The organism is Rhizobium sp. Root1203 (assembly GCF_001424945.1).
Lineage (GTDB): Bacteria > Pseudomonadota > Alphaproteobacteria > Rhizobiales > Rhizobiaceae > Rhizobium.
The window spans coordinates 77,280-96,669 of record NZ_LMCW01000008.1 but is presented as its reverse complement, the minus strand read 5'-3'; the positions used below and the strand labels follow the sequence as shown (position 1 = coordinate 96,669).

16 protein-coding genes and 1 pseudogene are annotated in these 19,390 nt (G+C 59.9%); 7 read left to right on the top strand and 10 right to left on the bottom strand.

What is annotated here, in order from left to right:
* Position 1 precedes the first annotated feature (1 nt).
* Both ASC97_RS08410 and ASC97_RS08405 read left to right on the top strand, forming a co-directional pair.
* On the top strand, positions 2 to 1,285 hold the full coding sequence (locus ASC97_RS08410) for an alpha/beta hydrolase (RefSeq protein ID WP_057467903.1): 1,284 nt from the start codon (positions 2 to 4) through the stop codon (positions 1,283 to 1,285).
* A gap of 36 nt (positions 1,286 to 1,321) precedes the next feature.
* The gene (locus ASC97_RS08405) at positions 1,322 to 1,984 is read left to right on the top strand and encodes a TetR/AcrR family transcriptional regulator (protein WP_338012517.1); all 663 of its coding nucleotides are present in this window, start codon (positions 1,322 to 1,324) and stop codon (positions 1,982 to 1,984) included.
* 66 nt (positions 1,985 to 2,050) lie between these two features.
* On the opposite strand, the gene ASC97_RS08400 is transcribed toward ASC97_RS08405, so the two are convergent.
* Both ASC97_RS08400 and ASC97_RS08395 read right to left on the bottom strand, forming a co-directional pair.
* A complete protein-coding gene (locus ASC97_RS08400) occupies positions 2,051 to 2,524 on the bottom strand; it encodes a nucleoside deaminase (protein ID WP_057467901.1) in 474 nt (157 codons plus the stop codon).
* 240 nt (positions 2,525 to 2,764) lie between these two features.
* Positions 2,765 to 3,922, bottom strand: coding sequence for an NADH-dependent flavin oxidoreductase (locus ASC97_RS08395; protein ID WP_057467900.1), 1,158 nt, complete (start codon positions 3,920 to 3,922; stop codon positions 2,765 to 2,767).
* A 105-nt stretch (positions 3,923 to 4,027) separates the two neighbouring features.
* Between ASC97_RS08395 and ASC97_RS08390 the strand changes: the two genes are divergently transcribed.
* A complete protein-coding gene (locus ASC97_RS08390; protein ID WP_057467899.1) occupies positions 4,028 to 4,921 on the top strand; it encodes a LysR family transcriptional regulator in 894 nt (297 codons plus the stop codon).
* 326 nt (positions 4,922 to 5,247) lie between these two features.
* A complete protein-coding gene (locus tag ASC97_RS08385; protein ID WP_057467995.1) occupies positions 5,248 to 6,234 on the top strand; it encodes an aldo/keto reductase in 987 nt (328 codons plus the stop codon).
* Positions 6,235 to 6,431: 197 nt separating this feature from the next.
* Here the strand turns inward: ASC97_RS08385 and ASC97_RS08380 are convergent, their stop codons facing one another.
* A complete protein-coding gene (locus ASC97_RS08380) occupies positions 6,432 to 7,094 on the bottom strand; it encodes a LysR family transcriptional regulator (protein ID WP_244481418.1) in 663 nt (220 codons plus the stop codon).
* 78 nt (positions 7,095 to 7,172) lie between these two features.
* Positions 7,173 to 7,301, bottom strand: a pseudogene (locus ASC97_RS35090) (helix-turn-helix domain-containing protein); the annotation flags it as partial.
* A 117-nt stretch (positions 7,302 to 7,418) separates the two neighbouring features.
* Here ASC97_RS35090 and ASC97_RS08375 point away from each other — a divergent pair.
* Positions 7,419 to 8,537, top strand: coding sequence for a Gfo/Idh/MocA family protein (locus ASC97_RS08375; RefSeq protein ID WP_057467898.1), 1,119 nt, complete (start codon positions 7,419 to 7,421; stop codon positions 8,535 to 8,537).
* Between the two features lie 219 nt (positions 8,538 to 8,756).
* Here the strand turns inward: ASC97_RS08375 and ASC97_RS08370 are convergent, their stop codons facing one another.
* Genes ASC97_RS08370 through ASC97_RS08360 form a run of 3 tightly spaced genes read right to left on the bottom strand, consistent with a single transcriptional unit; the run spans position 8,757 to position 13,146 of the window.
* The gene (locus tag ASC97_RS08370) at positions 8,757 to 9,800 is read right to left on the bottom strand and encodes a siderophore-interacting protein (protein ID WP_057467897.1); all 1,044 of its coding nucleotides are present in this window, start codon (positions 9,798 to 9,800) and stop codon (positions 8,757 to 8,759) included.
* Positions 9,797 to 11,017, bottom strand: coding sequence for an MFS transporter (locus tag ASC97_RS08365; protein WP_057467896.1), 1,221 nt, complete (start codon positions 11,015 to 11,017; stop codon positions 9,797 to 9,799). Before ASC97_RS08365 ends, ASC97_RS08370 begins: the two co-directional genes overlap by 4 nt.
* Positions 11,017 to 13,146, bottom strand: coding sequence for a TonB-dependent siderophore receptor (locus ASC97_RS08360; protein ID WP_057467895.1), 2,130 nt, complete (start codon positions 13,144 to 13,146; stop codon positions 11,017 to 11,019). Before ASC97_RS08360 ends, ASC97_RS08365 begins: the two co-directional genes overlap by 1 nt.
* Before the next feature lie 1,624 nt (positions 13,147 to 14,770).
* On the opposite strand from ASC97_RS08360, the gene ASC97_RS08355 reads away from it, so the two are divergent.
* Positions 14,771 to 15,694, top strand: coding sequence for an ArdC family protein (locus ASC97_RS08355; RefSeq protein ID WP_057467894.1), 924 nt, complete (start codon positions 14,771 to 14,773; stop codon positions 15,692 to 15,694).
* 393 nt (positions 15,695 to 16,087) lie between these two features.
* Positions 16,088 to 16,483 (top strand): response regulator, encoded by a 396-nt coding sequence (locus tag ASC97_RS08350; protein ID WP_057467893.1) that lies wholly within the window; start codon positions 16,088 to 16,090, stop codon positions 16,481 to 16,483.
* A 105-nt stretch (positions 16,484 to 16,588) separates the two neighbouring features.
* Here ASC97_RS08350 and ASC97_RS08345 read toward each other — a convergent pair whose 3' ends face one another.
* The 3 genes from ASC97_RS08345 to ASC97_RS08335 are packed head-to-tail and all read right to left on the bottom strand — an operon-like array spanning position 16,589 to position 19,388.
* Complete coding sequence (locus tag ASC97_RS08345; protein ID WP_057467892.1) at positions 16,589 to 17,680, bottom strand: ABC transporter ATP-binding protein; 1,092 nt, start codon at positions 17,678 to 17,680, stop codon at positions 16,589 to 16,591.
* 11 nt (positions 17,681 to 17,691) lie between these two features.
* Positions 17,692 to 18,519, bottom strand: a complete 828-nt coding sequence (locus tag ASC97_RS08340; RefSeq protein ID WP_057467891.1) for a carbohydrate ABC transporter permease — start codon at positions 18,517 to 18,519, stop codon at positions 17,692 to 17,694.
* Positions 18,516 to 19,388, bottom strand: coding sequence for a carbohydrate ABC transporter permease (locus tag ASC97_RS08335; RefSeq protein ID WP_057467890.1), 873 nt, complete (start codon positions 19,386 to 19,388; stop codon positions 18,516 to 18,518). Before ASC97_RS08335 ends, ASC97_RS08340 begins: the two co-directional genes overlap by 4 nt.
* Between the last annotated feature and the right edge of the window lie 2 nt (positions 19,389 to 19,390).

Here is a 19,390-nt window from a genome sequence, read left to right as displayed (position 1 = left end):
GATGACATCATTCCTCTTCTTCCCTGGGCGAAGTGCCCAGGGTCCCTCCGGGCATGGGTTCGCCAAATCGATTGCTGCCCGCTTGGAACGAGCAGTTCCCGTTCTTCTGGCCCTATCTCTCGTTACATCGGGCTGCGCCAGCCGGGTGCCGAATGTCCTCGAGCCACTCGTTGTGGCCCCGAAGGATACCAGCCGGGTCACCATGCTTGTTGCCACGACACGAAAACCTTCGGAGGATCCTGGCAAGCTCTATTCGGGTGACCGCGGAACGGCGATCTCGCTTAACAGTGTCGACGTATCTATCCCGCCCGATCGGAACCGCAAGATCGGAGAGGTCCAGTGGCCGTCTAGCCTGCCGCCCAACCCGCAAAAGGAGTTTGCGGTCACTCAGGTCGCCAAGGTGCAATCCGAGGGCCAGGCCTTCGACTGGTACCGGAAAAATCGAAACACGAAGCATCAAGTCGTCATTTTCGTACATGGCTTCAACAACACCTACGCCGATGCTGTCTTCCGCTTCGCCCAGATCGTCCATGACTCGGGAACCGACGCCGCACCTATCCTCTTCACCTGGCCATCAAGGGGACGTGCCTTCGACTACCTCTACGACAAGGAGAGTGCCAACTATTCCCGTCGCGCTCTGGAGGATCTAATCCTGCAGGCTGTGAACAGTCCCGACGTATCCGATGTGACGATCCTCGCCCATTCCATGGGTGGCTGGCTCGCGGCTGAGGCGCTGCGCGGCGTCGCAATGCGCGAGAAATCAATCCCGACGAAGGTGAAGAACGTCGTTCTCGCGTCGCCAGACATCGACATCGACGTGTTCCGTCGACAGTTCACCGAGATGGGCCCGAAGCGGCCGCACTTTGTGATACTGACATCGACACGCGACAAGGCACTGGAGGTCTCCGGCTGGCTATCGGGCGGCATCAGTCGGCTGGGTGGAACCGATCTCAGACCCTATGCGCCCCTTCTCGACGAACTTGGCGTTTCCGTCATCGACACCAGCGCCGTCGCGACCAACGATCCGCTCGGCCACAACGCCTTTGCCGACAGTCCCGAGATCGTGCGCCTGCTCGGGCGGCGGCTGGCCGGCCAGAGCCTTGAGGGCGGAAAGACAAGCGTGGCCGATCAGATCGGTGTGACTGCGGCAAATTTCGCGGGCTCGGCAGCGAGGCTCGCCGTCGCGGCGCCTGTCGCTGTCATCAGCCCGGAGGCGCGAGAGATCCTGAAGGATGAGCTCTCCTCCGACGGTGCGGCCATCAAGGATGGGCAGATTGCGTACTGAACCTCGGCACCGCCACGGGCAAGGCATGGGGATCGAATGATGGAAATCTCAAAGACTGTAAGACTCCGGCCGCGAGCTGAGTACGTGTCCCGGATCATCGAAGCCGGCACGGCCGCGTGTCGGCACTACGGGCCATCGAAGACAAACGTGGCGGACATCGCCCGGCTTCTTGGGAAGTCCCCGGCCAGCGTGTACAAGATCTTCCCTTCCAAGGCGGCGTTATGGGATGCCATCGCCGGAAGTTTCCTTGAGACAACGTTGCGCGTCCCCCCGCTTGCCATTGGAGAAGGATGCGACGCGGCGAGCTGCCTTGAGGAAGCCGCTCTCGGTCAGCATCGGTTGATGTCAGAGGCACGCGATGGCGATCGCCAAATGTTCAGCCTCGTTGTTCTTGCTGCAGACGGATGTTGGCCGTCATTCATGCGGCATCTCAAGGACCTCCAGGCCGACGTGGGGAGGTTGATCCGCGCCGGAATCACGAGCGAAGAATTCGCGCCAGTTCGTGTCGATGTAGCCGCACCTTGCTTTTGCGCCTCAGTCGTCTCCTTGTGGGATCCGCGGTTAATTGGAGCGTCTTCGAGCGCGCATAGGATATCAGCTCACGCCCTCGTTTCGTTTGCAGTGGCAGGACTTCGCAAGCACCCCGGCTGTCGTAATGATCTGGATGAGCACATAAGGCTCGATGAGGGCCCGACTTGATAGATGCGGCGGTGCCGTCGAGGCACACCACTTCGGTGTGCCCGCCATGCATTTCGGACGAAAAGGCTATACCTTGCCCAGATGTTTCGGCCAGAATTCCTGATGGACTTTGGCAGCTTCGTCTTCGAGGTTCGTCGGGCCAACCACAGTGACGTTGCGAGCGCCGGTTTGCAACACCGCCCGGCTCGGCACATTCAACCCAATCCCAGCGATCTCGCCGAGCCGCGTTTCGGAGCACGCAAAGACCATACGCCCGATGCCCGACCAGTAAATTGCCCCGGAGCACATCGCGCACGGCTCCGTGCTGGTGTAGAGCGTGCAGTCACCGAGAAAAGCGGCGTCGTAGTGCTGTGCCGCCAGTTTAACGAGGTTCATCTCGGCGTGGTTCGTCATATCGTGGCCAGTGAAGACGCTGTTTTCGGCACGAAGGAGTATTTCGCCCTCCTTCACAAGCACCGAGCCAAATGGTTCGTCGCCGCCTTCCATCGAGGATTTCGAGAGCGCAATCGCCTCGCGTAAAAACGGCTCGTGGTTTTCCATCAGAATCTCCTCAAGCACGAGCGGGATGATGTTAGCCCAATCAGGCCGCACCACGCCGATGTTTGTGCGCCTCAAGGATATACTGAAATCTCGGGCTTTTGGGAAATGGTAGCGGGATCCCAGGCCCGCACAAGACGATCCGCTCGAGAACTCAGCGGAGGAGCCGACAGCGCCCGAACTCTTCCCATCCGGGCAGTGCTGGATTGAAGGCATTGTGAGAGCTGTCTTAGATGCAATGCATCATGCCGTCGCCTTCAATTCGTCATCGCTCTCGACAACGAACCATCCGGTGGTCGCTTCGATCACACCCCAGAGCTTGGCGGGGAGGGCGATATCTGAGACGGACGATGTCCTCAGCCCGGTTTCGATGGACTTGGCATCACCCTTTCTCGCCAGTTCGACCCATTCCGGATTGATGACGAGTCCTTGGCCGACAGCGACCAGAGAGAGGCCGAGGTCGAGTGCTTTCGCCGCCTGTCCGGGCGTTCTGATCTGGCCGGCAGCAATGACTGGTATCCGTCCCGCGACACGGTTCGATACGAGCCCTGCGATGGTGCGTTCGTCGGACCCATCCAGCGGCTTCGTGCCAAGCAGGTCCGGGAGGGACACGTGGACGTAGTCGATGCCACCATCGATCAGATGGTCGATGAGCTCGCAGGTGTCATCGATCCGCAGGCCACCCGGTTCGGTTTCCTCCGCCGAGACCCGATATCCCAGGAGGAACGGCCGGGTCGCATATCGGGCGACGACCTGTTTCACTTCGCGAACAACTGCCAGTGGAAAGCGCATGCGGTCCTCAAGCGATCCGCCCCATTCGTCCACACGTTGGTTGTAGAGCGGCGAGAAGAAGTTCTGGATCAGGAACCCATGTGCGCCGTGCAGCTCGATGCCATCGAAACCCGCCTCGATTGCGCGCCGCGTCGCCTCGCCGAACGCGGATACGATCTCGGCGATTTCGTCGGGTGTCAGAGCACGCGTCGTGACTTCCCCGTTGTTGAACGGACCCGCAGGCGCCTTCAAAGAGCTGGCGCTGACGATCTCTCCGCCGGGGACGAGGTCGGGCACCGCCTTGTTGCCGGCATGAAAGATCTGAAGGACTGCTGGCGCTCCGCCGCTCTTCGCGGCCTCTGCAAGACGACGGAGGCTTGGGACGAAGCGGTCGTCCCAGGAGGCAAACTCTCCTGTGAATCCGATCCCATTCGGCGTGACGTGGGTGCAGCCGGTCAGCACCATGCCCACACCGTTCGCTCTGCGGTGATAGTATTCGACCTCCTCGTCTGAAACGGTTCCGTCGTCATTGGCCGACCACGTGGTCATGGGAGCCATGATGACGCGGTTGTGGAGCGTGATGCCATTGGCAAATGTGAACTGTTCGAAGAGTTGTGGTGTCGCGGTCATGCTTCGGTCTTTCGAGATGTTGAGTTTCTATCTCAACAGATAACGCACGCGACACTCGGCGATTAGACGCTATAATCTGCATGAAGTTAGAAATGAGGCAGATAAATGCGACACGGCGATTTCAGCGATCTCGCAGCCTTCATAGCCGTGGCCGAGGCAGGCAGCTTCACACGCGCCGCCGCGAAGCTTGGACTGTCACAGTCAGCCCTTAGCTACTCCGTCAGAATGCTGGAGCAGCGCCTTGGCGTTCGGCTGATCTCCCGCACCACACGCAGCCTTTCGCTGACCGACGCGGGCGAAAGGATGCTTCAGAGCCTGCGCCCGGCCTTCGATCATATCGACAGCGAGATCGCAGCAGTCTCGGCGCTCCGGGACAAGCCGACGGGGATCATCCGCCTGACGACCTTCCGCCATGCGGCCCGCTCGGTGTTGTGGCCCGTCGTCTCCAGTTTTCTGATGAACTATCCCGACGTCCAGGTGGAACTGAGCGTCGATGAAGGTCTCACTGACATCGTCGCCAGCCGCTTTGATGCGGGCATCCGGATCGGAGAGCAGGTCCAGAAGGACATGGTGGCGGTCAGGATCGGCCCCGATCTTCGGATGGCGGTGGTCGGTTCTCCCGCATATTTCGCGAACCGAAAGATTCCGCAGACACCCCGCGACCTCGAAGAACATCGCGGGGTCAGCTATCGCCAGACAACAGGCGGCGGCCTGTACGCATGGGAATTCGAACGGGACGGCGAGGAGATAGAGGTGAGGATGAACGGTCCTCTCGTCATGAACGATGGGGAGATGCTCGAGGAGGCTGCCCTCGACGGTATTGTCCTTGCCTACACCTTCGAAAGCCAGGTCGAGAAACACATTGCCGATGGCCGCCTTGTCCGGGTGCTGGAGGATTGGTGCCAGCCGTTCACAGGATACCATCTTTACTACCCGAGCAGGCGCCAGCACACGGCCGCGTTCGCTCTCCTGGTTGAAGCTCTCCGATACAAGGATTAGCTCCTCTGGCAACGACCATTCAGAAATGCCATTTCTGAAGTCATGCAGATAATGCTGCCTAATCGGATGGTCTAAGTCCTTCTATCCTTTGTCCCTGTCGACGCGCACCGCAGAGGTCCGCGCAGTGGTTCGGCTACCTGCCGACGTTATTTCAGGAGACATCCATGGACGAGGACAGCAGACACGAAGTTGACCCCTCAGGCATCGGCCGACGGGATTTCCTTCTACGATCGGCGATGTCCGGCGCAGCAGTTCCGCTCGCATCGATGGCGTGGGCTACGTCGTCGACCCCAGCTACCGCCGCAACACAGCAGACAGGATCCATCATGAAAACGCGCAAGCTCGGAACCCTGGAGGTTTCGGAACTCGGCGCCGGTGCGATGAGCATCAGCGCCAACTATGGCCCCGCAGCCGACAAGGCCCAGGGTATCGGGACGCTCCGGCAGGCGCATGAGAATGGCGTGACCTTCTTTGACACCGCGGAAGTCTACGGGCCTTACACGAGCGAAGAACTCGTTGGCGAGGCTCTCCAGTCGATCCGCAACGAAGTGAAGATCGCCACCAAGTTCGGTTTCGCCATTGACGGCACCATCGGTCTCGACAGCCGCCCCGAACGTATCAAGCGTGTCGTCGAGGCATCTCTCAAGCGTCTTCGTACCGATCGCATCGATCTCCTGTACCAGCACCGTGTCGACACGAACGTCCCCATTGAGGACGTGGCGGGCACCGTCAAGGAACTCATTCAGCAGGGCAAGGTCCTCCATTTCGGTCTGTCCGAACCAAGCGCCGAGACGATCCGCAAGGCACATGCCGTGCAGGCGCTCGCCGCCATTCAGACGGAATACTCGATGATGGAAAGGGATCCGGAAAAGAACGGTGTCCTGGCCGCCTGCGAAGAACTCGGCATCGGCTTCGTTCCTTGGGGACCGGTCGGCATGGGTTACCTGACGGGTAAGATGGACGGAAAGACTAAGCTCAATCCGAAGACCGATATCCGCACTAGCTTCGAGCGTTTCAGCCCCGAGAACCTAGCGGCCAACATGCCGATCGTCGATTTCCTGAAACAGTTCGCCATCAAGAAGGGCGCAACGCCCACGCAGATCGCGCTCGCGTGGTTACTGGCCCAGAAGCCGTTCATCGTTCCGATCCCGGGCACACGCAATGCCGATCACCTCACTGAGAATTTGGGTGCCCTGCGTGTCCAGCTGTGCGCAGCCGACCTCCAGGAGATCGAGACTGCGCTGGCCAAGATTGCCATTCACGGTGGCCGTATGAACGACATGCAGATGGAACTGGTCGACACCAATGCCTGACGACTGCTATCTGGCGGGTCGACTAACGCCCGCCAGGAAGTGCTGCCGACAAGGAAACGGACCTTAAACTCAATTTCTTGCAGTTGGGAGTTGTGGAGCGGAACGTGTAGATCATGCGGTCTGGCCTCCGTCGGCTCAGCCTTGTCTGTGACGAAGCCGACCGCGATGGCATTTCAAAGTGTGTGCTCGGGAGACTGTCATCGCCGGGACAAATCTTGATCCTGGGAAATGGTGGCAGCAACGAAGTCCATCACAGCACGCACCGCTGGCGCTTTGCGTAAATCGCGGTGAACGATGAGCCAGATGTCGCGCGCAAAAGGTGGAATGTCCTCGCCAATCGCCACGAGTTCACGGTCCCGCTTCCCGATAAAGTGGGGCAAGCCGCCCACGCCCACGCCAGCCCGCACCGCGATCAGGTGCTCGCTTGAATGTGTCAATTCGCAAGCCACAGGGCGGTCACCGGCAATGCCGAGCAACCACGATTGCGCTGGCATGTCAGCATAGGTCTGATCCCAGGCAATGAACTCCCAGCGTTCGGGCGTAGACAAATGGGCATAAGAGCGATGCGCATAGAGGCCGAAGTCCATCCTCCCAATTTTCCGTGCTACGCTGCTTGCCTCATCAGGCTGCACAAACCGTACGGCGACATCAGCTTCGCGGCGGCTGAGTGAAACGCGCTGGCCATGTGCCGAGAGCGAAAGCCGGATGTCCGGATATTCCATTCTGAAGCGCGGTAGATGGTCGGCCAGTAGATGCGTGACGAGAACGGGCGGGACGCTCAGCATGATGCGTCCGGCAAGCGGAGCATGTCCGGCTTTAGCCAATCGCGCAATGCCATGAGCACCAGCATCCATCTCCATGGCACGCTCGAACACCTGTCTTCCCATCGCCGTGAGGCGGCAGGACCGCGGCAGGCGATCGACGAGGCGGACATTCAGCGCAGCCTCCAGAGCGGCAAGCCGCCGGCTGACTGTCGCGTGATCCACTTTGAGGCTGCGGGCAGCGCCGGAGAGCGTTCCACTCTGTGCCACAGCCAGGAAATGCCGGACATCTTCCCAATTGACCATCTTGCCACCTGTGCGAAATTTCAAGGATCACTTGCATGTTTACCGAATTTCCGCACAGAGCACATCGGCCTATTTTAAGCGGCAGAACCGGCTCTGTGCACAGGAGAATAGAACATTATGCCCGGACATCGCTTCAAGATTGGTATCATTGGCCTGCAGCCAGGCAGAAGCTGGGCCGCACGAGCCCATATTCCTGCGTTGCGCGCTCTCTCCGAGAGTTTCGAAATCGTTGGCGTCGCCAACACGAGCAAGGCCAGCGGCGAAGCAGCCGCCGCCGCATATGGACTGCCCAGGGCTTTTGCAGATGTTGCCGAGCTAATCGCGACGCCGGAGATCGACATTGTCACCGTCACAGTCAAGGTGCCTCCTCACTTTGAGATCGTGAAAGCGGCAATCGAAGCGGGCAAGCATGTCTACTGCGAATGGCCGCTCGGTAACGGCTTGGTCGAGGCCCAGGAGATGGCCGCATCCGCTCGAGCCAAAGGGGTTCTGGGTGTCGTCGGAACCCAGGCGCGCGTCGCTCCGGAGATCGAATACTTGAAACATCTGATCGCCGACGGATTTGTTGGCGAGGTGTTGTCGACGACTTTGGTCGCGCGAGGTGGCGCTGCTCTGGGTGCAGCCAGCATCCCCGACAAGAAGACCTACGGCTATTTGCTGGATCGCGCCAATGGTGCCAACCTCCTGACCATCCCGGTGGGCCACACACTGGCGGCGGTCAGAGATGTACTGGGGGAGGTCGCGGAAATCTCTGCGATCCTGGCAACGCGACGGTCTACGACACTTGCTGTCGATACGGGCGAAATGTTGCCCGTTTCCTCGCCGGACCAGGTATTGGTCAGCGGAACCCTGGAGAGCGGCGTACCCGTCTCCATCCACTACCGCGGTGGCACGCCGCGTGACGATGACGGGTTGTGCTGGGAAATCCACGGCACCGAAGGCGACATTCGGGTCTCGGGTTCCTCTGGCCACACGCAGATGGTGCAGCTTTCCCTGATGGGTGGGCGGGGCGAGGAGAAGATGTTCCGACCGCTGGAGGTCCCGGCCTCATACCTCACTGGCTGGCCGAAGGATGTCGAACCGGGGAACGTCGCACGACTCTATGCCAGAATGGCGAGCGACCTGCGGCTCGGCACCCGCACGGCGCCAAGCTTCGAGGATGCGGTCGCACTCCATCGCATTATTGCCGCGATCGAGAAAGCTGCCGAAAGCGGAAGTCGCATTGCGCTGACTTGATCCAAGGTCACGAGGCAACCTGATTGCTGCGGACGAGCGCCAATGTCGGGTCTTTGGTTGCACTGCCGAAGCCGACAATGGCCGCGGCAGATTTGTCGCTAGCATTTTCTCGCGCGTTTTCGCGCAAATTCGGGTCCCCGCCAGTAAGACGCCAAAGTGCTGGCATGAAACTCGGACGTCACACTTCTCCGTCGACGCAGGGCTATGCAGCACACTACGTCATTGGTTTCGCCAATAGGCCACGACGCTGTGGTTTTCGCGCGCGAGCTGCCAGTCTTTTCGGGCCACCCGGCGGATTTCCATGTAGTCGTCGAACGCGCAGCCCGCCCATAAATAGGTGCTGACTTGGCAAGGTGTCGTGAGCTGTCTCATCGCCTCGGGCAACAGGCCGACTGTGCCGGGCTTTCGGCCATGGCGGTAGAGATAGGTAAGCTCGATATTGGGAGCGCTCGGGAAATCGTAGTGGTCGTGCGGGCTGTCGACCTCGGCGAATGCCAATACCCGGGACGTCGCGGGCTGCTCTTCGAGAATGCGCGCCATGGCCGGGAGGCCGGTTTCGTCGGCAAAGAGCAGCAGGGACGGTGCTTTCGGAATTTCGTCGCCTCCTGGCGCGAAGATGCCAACGACCTGGCCGGGAACCGCGCTGGCGCCAAAGTCGGCACCCGGGGCGACGACGCCGTCCATGTGGTCGTGCAGGACGAAATCGATCTCGATCTCGTTTGCCTCCAAGTCGATGGAGCGGATGGTATAGACCCTTGCCGCCAGAGCATCCGCCCCCGACGGCCATTGGATTCGTCCGTCCGCGCCGAGCGACGGCCAGACCGGTTGGCGGCCCGTGGGCGGGAAGATCAGCCGGACATGAATGCCTCCGGCGGCATAGCTGCCGAAACTGTCGCTGCGGAAAGTGATGCGCTTCATGTGCGGCGTGACCATGCGAGAGGAGACGACCTCGATGGTTTGAAAGAAAGGCGGCGCCGCGTCTAGTGCGCCGGTCCATTCGATTTTCTCCGTGCTGGTCAGCGGGTGGGCGGCAAGGTGCTCGGCCACGGCCATCTTCACGTAGGAGAGCCGAATGTCGTCGTCCGCCTCGGCGCTGAACTCGATCCGGTCGCCCGTCGCGGTCAGCGTGGCCAGACCGTAGCGCAACGGGAGAAAGCATATGTCGCCGTCTCGCCGTATGCTTACATGCTCCTGGAAGGCATCGAAGAAGCCGTCCACAATCCCTGCGGCATTACAGTTCGATAGGGTCGAGAAGGATTTCACCGGTCTTTCCTGAGAACAAAGATGATAGGGGGGACGACGGCAAGGCAGATTACGCTCGCGCCGCCGAAGATGGTGACGTAGCCCATCCGTTCGGCGATCCAGCCCGCGCCGATGCCGCCAATGATGCTGACGATGCCGTCCATGCACTGGAAAACGGTGAAGTCGACGCCCGCCTGCTTCGGATTCGACCAGTCCATGAACTGCGCATAGAGCGCAACGAAGCCGATCGACATCACGCCCGATGAGCTGGCGATGGCAATCGCGAATACAGCAGAGGCTGGTATCGAGCCGCCGAGACCGACATAGGCGAGGCAGAGAAGCAGGAAGGCCTGCGCCACCAATGCGCCCACGAGAACCGTGCGGACGCCGAAAAGCCGGACCAGGCCGCCGCCGAGGAGCGCACCGCCGAGCCCGATGAACATGCTTCCCGCGCCATTCAGGGCGCCGATGGTCGCAAGGTCGAAACCCTTGTCGATCAGGAAGGGGCCGAGCATGCCGAGCCCCCATTTTTGTCCGGCGACGAAGAGGGCGGTCGTGAGCAGGCCGCGCTTGATTTCCGGGCGTTTGATGGCAGCGGCGAGCGAGGGCGTGTGGCTTCGCTCCACCTCATCGACCCTTGCTGCCGGGCCCAAGGAAAACGGCAAGCCGAGCGCGATAATCAGGGCGGCCATGATGAAGCAGCCGTAGTTCCACCCGATCTTGTCGACAAGCACGAGGAAGAGCCCTCCGCCGATCGCAGAGCCGAGATAAGAGCCGCCGACCTGCGCGGCGTTGCCCCAGCCGTGGTGCTGTTTTGCCAGCGTCTCGACAGCATAGCCGTCGCAGGCGATGTCGACCGTGGCGGCAACGAAGGCGACGAGCGCCAGGCAGACAATCACGGGCAGTAGCACCGTCGGTTGCAGGATGCCGGTCAGCACGATCCCACAGGCGCAAAGAAGGTTGCCGCTGAGCACGATGATGTTCGAACGATTCCGGCCGAACATCGGCAAGCGGAATCGCTCGATCTGTGGCGACCACAAAAATTTGAGGGCCCATGGCATCACGGTCAGATAGAGGAGCCCGATTTGGTCCAGCGGCAATCCCTGCGCCCGCAGCACTGCCGGCAGACCGAGCATGGTCAGCCCGCCGATGACGCTCTGCGCGATGTAGACGCCACCGATCGCGAGGAAGACTGCGACCGGCGAGGGGAGGGGAGAAGTGGCTTCGACCGAACTCATCAGAAACGATACCGCACGGTGGCTACCACCTTCCGGCCTTCGTCATAGTAGCAGAAGCCCGTGGTGCAGACCTGGTTGACTTCGTTGAGAAGGTTGGTGGCGTTGACCTGCAACCGCACGCCCTTCATGGCCGGATTGATGTTCTCCAGATCATAGCGGATCGCGGCATCGACGAAGGTGCGGGCACCGTTGCTAAGAACGGGCGTGTGTTGATTGTCGCCGAAACTTGAGCCGACGTAGCGTACGCCTGCGCCAAGGCCTAACCCTTCCAGGGCGCCGCTCTGCACTTGGTAGTCCGCCCAGAGCGAGAACATGTGATAGGGCGACGAATTCAGCTGGTTTCCGACCGTCTCGGGCGTGAGCTTGGTGATCTTCACATCGTTGTACGAATATCCGCCGGTGAAGCTGAGGCCGTTGTCGAGCGATGCGGTCGCCTCGAATTCGACACCGCGCGAGCGCAGGTCCAGCTGCCTGAGCAGGTTGATCCCCGAGGAGGTCTCGTAGACCGAGGCGTTTTCCTGGTCGATGTTGTAGAATGCGGCCGAAAGCAGGATGTTCTGGTTGGGGATCTCATACTTCATGCCGATTTCGTACTGCCGCCCGAGCGTCGGATCGGCCTGGTGCGTGCCGCCGCCCGACACGATAACCACACCGGGATTGGCCACGTAGGACGTGCCGTAGCTCACATACGGCATGATGCTCCACGGCGTCACGTAACCGATTGAAGCGCGCCCGGTGGTTTCGCTGTCGGTGCGGGCGTAGTCGACCCCGCCCGGCGTGTAGGTGCTCGTATGCCAGTCATGACGCAGGCCAGCGGAAATACGCCAGGCGTCGATCTCGATCTGGTCCTGCACATAAACGCCGATCGTGTTCTGTCGCTGCTTTTCGTAGTAGGTGATCTCGGGCACGTAGGTGTAGCTGTCCGTGAAGAGATCCGGACCGCTGCCTTGGCGGGCGTCATATTCCATGAAGCTGTAGTCGACGCCCGCGATCAGCTTGTGCTGAGCGGCGCCTGTCTGGAACTCGCTTTCGAGATAGGTGTCAGTAGCGACACCCTGGTTGTCCTCGTAACCGATACCCGGAAAGTCTTGGAACACCCATTCCTGGCGGTTCGAGAGGTTCGAATAGCGCAGCTTGTGATGCAGCGTTACACCTTCGCCGAGATCGTGGTCCAGTTCGTAGCCGATGCGCCACTGCTTCTGCGTGAAATCGTTGAAGCGAGCATCGCCGCCATAGACCGGCGTCGCACCGATCGATGTTCCGCCCGGCCCGTAGTTGTTGATGTAGCCCCAAGTGCCGCCGGTGGTCGAATCCATGTATTCGCCGAGAACGGTGAAATGTGTACCGTCGTCGGGCTGCCATGTCAGCGCCGGCGCGATCATGATGCGATCGTCCTTGACGGCCTCGATCTCATTGCGCGCGTCGCGGGCCAAACCGGTCAGGCGATAGAGAAGGACATTGTCGTCGGTCACTGGACCGGAAAGGTCGAACGCGCCCTGAACGCGGCCGTAGGAGCCGTAAAATTCGACCTCGCGAAGCGTCTCCTCTGTCGGCCGCTTGGAGATGATGTCGACGATGCCGCCGGAGCTGCTGGCGCCGTAGAGCGAAGCTGCCGGTCCCCGAAGCACCGTCAGCGCTTCGACGCCGTAGGTTTCGATACGGAACAGCCCGTTGGGGCTGCTGATCTGGCGGAGGCCATCACGGAAGATGCCAGTATAGGTAAGGTCAATGCCACGGATCTTAAAGGCGTCGTAGCGCGGTTCTGAGCCATATTGGCCGGCGCGCACCCCCGGCGTATAGCTCAGCGCCTCGCCGACATTCTGCGGCTGGCGATCATCCAACTGTCTGCGGCTGATCACCGACACGGACTGGGCGGTCTGTGCGATTGGGGTGTTGGTTTTGGTTACGGTGCGACCGGATTTCGGCACGTAGCCGTCGGTTTCTACGACGTTGCGGACACCTTGGTCCGTGCCTTCCACGACGATCGGCGCCAGCGTTGTCCCGTTCTCGCTTGCCTTGCCCTCGGTCGCACCGGTGCTCACCGTTTGTGCATTGGCAGCAATTGCAAATCCCGTTCCGATGACAGCGATGGTCGATAGCAGCCCGAGCTTTCTTTGGTGAAATGACATCTTATTGTCCCCTAAACGTCCGCCTGAATAAAACTGGATCACATAAACATGATCAAAATAATCCAGTTTTCTGTTAGTCAAAGCCAACGGAAACCGCAAGGCGCTTTCCTGCACGAAATTGGCCGTCTGACCTGAACGGGTGGAACAACCCCTGCGTTATATTCCGCGGCACTGGGCGAGCGGCTTTGCCGGTGTGAAATCGTCAGAGAACCTCTTGAATACGCGAGGGTTTGGTCGATTCAGCCTGTCAACCTTCGCAATGACTGATTGCCGAAATTATTGCCCCTGGCATAATTCCTCGGAAGAAAGATGATTACGATAATCAAGATTTCTTCATAGGCTGTTGTGGTTCGGCCACAGGTGCTATCCCCTGGTCGGGCTGAAGTCGGCACTAGAATAAGCGTTCATTCCGATTGTTTAGGATCGACGACGCCGATGGAACGGCGGTCTCAAGAAGACCCGGCTGCGGCCGGGCATGAAGGTGCGCGGCAGTAACCCGCTGCAGCGGCCCCGTTGCGGCATGAGCTGCTGCCAAAGACCTCACCGCGGGACCGGCTGTAGCCCCAAACAACCAGCAGTACCGCGAAGCTGCGTCCTGTCGGAAATGGCAAGCGTCCGACCTCCTCGTCAGGGCAGGCCCTCGCCGAGCGCAATAAGCCGCAATTGTAGGCGTGGGGTTCGTGCTGACGTTCAGAATGTCGGCGGGCTGGACGACTGGCCGATCCAGTCGGCGACCAACGACCGAAGGCCTACGTCCTGGTTGTCACTGAGAAGATGGTACTCATCAGGAGATGGAGTGGCGGACCAATCGATCGACAGAGGATCGTCAGAGAACCCATGCAGCGATCAAGGATCTCCGGAGGGGTCCCGCGGGAAGAGTTGATAGCCTCTTCGCCCGCCACGAACATTGTCGGCAGAACCTACAAGACCGGCTCGACCGCATCGAACACGGCCGTCCCGGTCCGTAGCAGACGACACAAACGCTGACCATTGCGAATGACAACACCTTCGTGCGTCATCGCAAGGCGTCGACGCGACCGATCTTCAAGCGTGGCAGTTCGATCTCCCCATCCCTTTGCTGCTTTGGAGCAGGTGGTCGATCCCGATCGATCATACGCCATTCACGTTCAAGTCGTTCAATGACGCTCGCAGGTACGGTTTCTGGCATGGTTTTCTCCGTTTCCGGCACCTTTATAAGCAATTACGCAGATACCAGACAATTGAGCTTTATTGGTATCGATCGCGCAAAGGGTTGAGGCTGGCGCCCATATCCCATCACCAAAAAGAGGGTGCTGTTGTCGTTCGCCCTAGGCAAGCCGCCTTTCCTTAATTTTGCTTCTGCGGGGTAAGCCGGATCGCGTCGGCTCTAGCATCGAGCAATGTCATGAAGCGTTGCCTTGCGAATGATCAGGCTGTCCTTTCCCTGCCGTTATCCATCGCGCTCGTGTCGCGGACCTCGCGTCCTGCCCCGGCTTTTGGTCCTGCCGTGCCCGCGCTGCCCCACAACGGCTTCGCCGTCCTCCACTGCGTTGCGGCCATTCGGTGCAGGCCAGCGCTTGCGCCCCGGCTTTCGGACCGCCGTAGCAGGTCGCGATGGTCGCGTCCTCAAGACGGAGGCTCGAACATGAGCAGGCAACAATTCCACCAACAATCCGATCTCTATAGCCGCATCACCGACAAGATCATCGCCGACCTCGAACAGGGCGTGCGACCCTGGACGCAGCCCTGGGGCTCAGCACATGCCACGAACCGGATCAGCCGGCCCCTCCGCCACAACGGCCAACCCTACTCCGGCATCAACGTCCTGTTGCTCTGGTCCGAAGCCATCGCACGCGGGTTTGCCTCGCAGACCTGGATGACATTTCGACAGGCACTCGACCTCGGTGCTGCGGTCCGCAAGGGCGAAACCGGCACGACGGTCGTCTTCGCCAGTTCCTTCATCAGGACGGAAACGAACCAGACCGGCGAGGAAATCGACCACGATATCCCTTTTCTCAAAGCCTACACGGTCTTCAATGCGGACCAGATCACCGGACTGGACCTGCGCTTTCACCAGATCACCCCGGTCGAGGATCCGATCAGCCGGATCGCTCACGCGGACCGTTTCTTTGCCAACACGGGTGCAATGATCCGGCATGGAGGCTCGGCTGCATACTATGCTCCCGCTCGCGACTACATCCAGATGCCGGCCTTTGAAATCTTCAGAGACGCGGCATCCTATGTCGCTATCCTCAGCCACGAACTGACCCACTGGACGGCAGCACCGCATCGCCTTGATCGCGACCTCAGCCGCTACTCCAAAGACAAAAGCGAGCGCGCCCGCGAGGAACTGATCGCCGAGCTCGGCAGCTGCTTCCTTTGCGCGGATCTGGGCATTGTTCCGGAACTCGAACCGCGGCCCGACCATGCAAGCTACCTCGATAGCTGGCTCAAGGTCCTCTCGGGCGACAAGCGTGCGATCTTTGCTGCCGCAGGACATGCGCAGCGCGCGGCCGGCTACCTGCACTTCCTGCAGCCAACCGAGACCGAGGGAGGGGAGGCGGCGTAAGCCGCCTTTGCCTTTTCACAAACCCACCTCGACGTTGGTGCCATAATGCGCTTTTTTTCCTGGTGGTGGGCACCATCGCAGCTTGGCGACACAGCTTGCTGTCGGTCGGATTGGGCGGAAGGGAGGAAGGCCCGGGCAGCGCCGCGGGTATAAACCCCTGGACCGTTTACACATCCCCTGTTGTCGATAAGATGATGGATCTCGCACATCGGACAAGAGGCGCTCGAAGGAATTTCCAGAAGCCTTCAATGGAAAGGATGGCCTCGCTGGGCCGTGAGGAAGCAGTCGGGATAGCTTCGTTGTTGGCGTAGGTCGGGCTTCCGGCTTAGTTTTTTTGGAACCGCCTCTGCCGGCGGGGGTTAGCTTCCCGAGGGACAACCACGGAGAAGACGAATGTCTTTCAACGTATTGATTGTCGAAGACCAGCCCCTTATCGCCCTGAACCTTCAGGATAGCGTCGAAGAGCTTGGCCACAACACTGTCGGCATTGCGAGCAACATGTACCAAGCGCTTCTACTTTCCAGCGATGCGGACATCGCGTTCGTCGACGTCAATCTCGAAGATGGACCAACCGGGCCGATCGTCGGCCGTACGTTGGTGGATGCGGACGTTTCGGTGTTGTTCATGACGGGTGATCCCGGCGCGATCCGAGGCGGTGTGCCAGGAGCGTTGGGCGTAATCCAAAAGCCGATCCTCGATCTCGAGCTCGTCGAAGCGATCCAGTATGTCGCCGATCGGCGGGCGGGGAACACGGACATACCGCCGCCGAAATGCTTTATCGAATTTTAGGACGACGCCTCAGGCGCTGCTCCGTCACTCATGTTGATCACCCGACACCTATCGCCGCGGCCTCCCGCGCGAGCGGGAGCCGCTCCAATTCTTGCCGACCTGCGGCTAAAGTCGTCTGCCCTGGCTGTCGAACAGCAAGCAATCGACGGGTCTGACACTGAGGTGCAGTTCGGTTGCGATTTTGAGGTTTGGCTTGCCGCGCACCTCGGCAATGAGCGAGGTGTCGCGTCCTGCATCCGTGTAAACGTAAGAGACACCACCCAGATGTTCTATCACCTCAGGCATGAGACTGACATTGACGCTACCGTCTGCGTCAGGCTCGAGAAAGTGTTCGGGGCGGATGCCGAGCACGATCTGCGGAGGTATTTCTGAGTTGGCATCTCGGGGCATCACCACGATATCGTGAAGTCCCAGATCCGGAGCGTTCAGGCGCGCGCCGCCAGCCTCCGTTCGTCCGGACAGAGTGGCGGGAATGAAGTTCATTTTGGGCGAGCCGATAAACCCGGCGACAAATGCGTTGTCGGGATCGCTGTAGAGCTCGAGTGGTGTCCCGACCTGTTCGACACGTCCATCGCGCAACACGACGATGCGGCTGGCAAGTGTCAGGGCTTCAACCTGGTCATGCGTAACATAAACCATCGTCGCGCCGAGGTCGGCATGAAGCTTGGCGATCTCGATGCGCATGCGTACACGCAGCTCTGCATCGAGATTGGAAAGCGGTTCATCGAAAAGGAATATCTTCGGATCGCGCACGATGGCTCTGCCGATCGCGACGCGCTGACGCTGGCCACCGGAGAGCTGCTTCGGCTTTCGTTTGAGATAGGGTTCGAGGTGAAGGGTGCGGGCCGTTTTCTCGACCAGCTTCTGGCGCTCCGCCAGAGGCATGCCCGCCATTTCCAGGCCGAACGCCATATTTTCTTCCACAGTCATATGCGGGTAGAGGGCATAGGTCTGGAATACCATCGCGATCCCACGCTTGCTGGGATCGGATTTCGATACATCGATCCCATCGATTTCGATTGCACCGCTGTCGGCGGTTTCCAGCCCCGCAATCATGCGAAGCAGAGTGGACTTGCCGCAGCCAGACGGACCGACGAACACGACAAACTCACCGTCCTCGATCATCAGATCGACATTGCGGATTACCTCGGTATCGCCGAAGGATTTTTTTATGCTCTTGAGTTGGAGTTTGCCCAAGGTGCGGTCCTTTATTTCACGGCGCCTTCGGTGAGGCCGCTGACAAACCAGCGCCCGACCAAGGCAAAGAGAATGACGACTGGCAGGACAGCAAGGCTCGCGCCTGCCAGCAAAAGGCCCCAGTCAATCTGATACTGGCCGATGATGCCCGAGAACCCTACCGGGACTGTTCGCTTTGCATCGGAAAGAATAAGGACGGAGGCGAAAACATACTCCGTCCACGCGCAGATGAATGCGAAGATGCCGACAGAAGCGATGCCGGGAGCGATCAGCGGAATCATGATCCTGCGCAGGATGATGGCCGGTGGCGTTCCGTCCATGATGGCAGCCTCCTCGATCTCCTTGGGGACGGAGGCGAAGAACGAGCGCAACATCCAGATAGAGAAAGGAAGCGCAAAGGTCACGTTGACGATGATCAGCGCGGCCAGAGTATCAATAAGGCCGATTTTCGCAAACATGCCGAAGAGTGGAATAAGGACCACGATGCTGGGAAAGGCATAGGTGAGCAGAATGATACGGTAGAGTGTCTCGCGGCCAGGAAACGCGAGCCGGAAAAACGCATAGGCAGCAGGAACCGCCAGAGCCAGCGTCAGGGCGGTCGAGAGCAGTGCAACGATGAGGCTGTTGATCATGTAGGTCGGATAAGCCGACCCGCTCAGCAGTTTTGTGAAATGCTGCAGGGTGAACGAGTGTGGGACCATCGTCGGCACCCTGGCGATAATCTCCTGGGGCAATTTGAATGCACCAGACAGCACCCACCAGAACGGCAGCCCGATCAACAGGGTCAAGACAATCAGGGAAAGGCAAAGGAGCAGGGACGAGGTGAAAGAGCGCTTCATCGATCATCCTCCCGCATCAAGGTTCGGCTTGCCAGGAGTGCAAAGGCCATCAGGAGAATGGTCGCCAACACCGACATGGTGGCCGCTTCACTGAGCTTGTAGCCCTTGAACGCCGTCTCATAGATGATGACCGGAAGCGTACGCGTGCCGCCCGCCGGTCCGCCTGCCGTCATCAGCCATATGATGTCGAACACATTGAATGAGAGCAATGTTCCGACCACGGTCAGGACCCCAAGCGTCGGCGCGAGGAGGGGCCACGTAATGCGCGTGAAGCTTCGCCAACCATTGGCGCCGTCGATCCGCGCAGCTTCGTAAAGATCGGACGGAATGCGGGTCAGGCCGGCGAGCATCATGAGCGCGATGAACGGAAACCAGCGCCAGGAATTGATGAAGATCAGCGTCGTCATCGCCGTCCATGGCATGCTGAAGAAGCCGATCGGACGATCAATCAGCCCCGTCTGCGTCAGGAGCGGATTGATCATTCCACCTGAAGTCGAAAACAGCCATCTCCAGATGATGACGACCACGACAGTCGGCACGATCCAGGTGAGAATGACCCAGGTGCGGGCAATACGCACACCTGGGAAATTCTGGTTGAGGGTCAGTGCGGTGATCAGAGCAAGGACCGTCTGGACAACGGCATTGGCTAGGACCCAGAGGACGCTCATGGCCACCGCCGTCCAGAAGCTCTGGTTGGACAGTACGGCCGAGTAGTTCTGCAGGCCTACCCATTGTCCCGCTGAGCCGATGGTTCTGACGTCCTGCATGCTTAACAGGACCGCAGATACCAGCGGCCAACCGAGAATCCCTCCCAAGACGATGAGCGCCGGTGCCACGAAGACAATGGCGAGTAATCGCGATTTTTGCATCC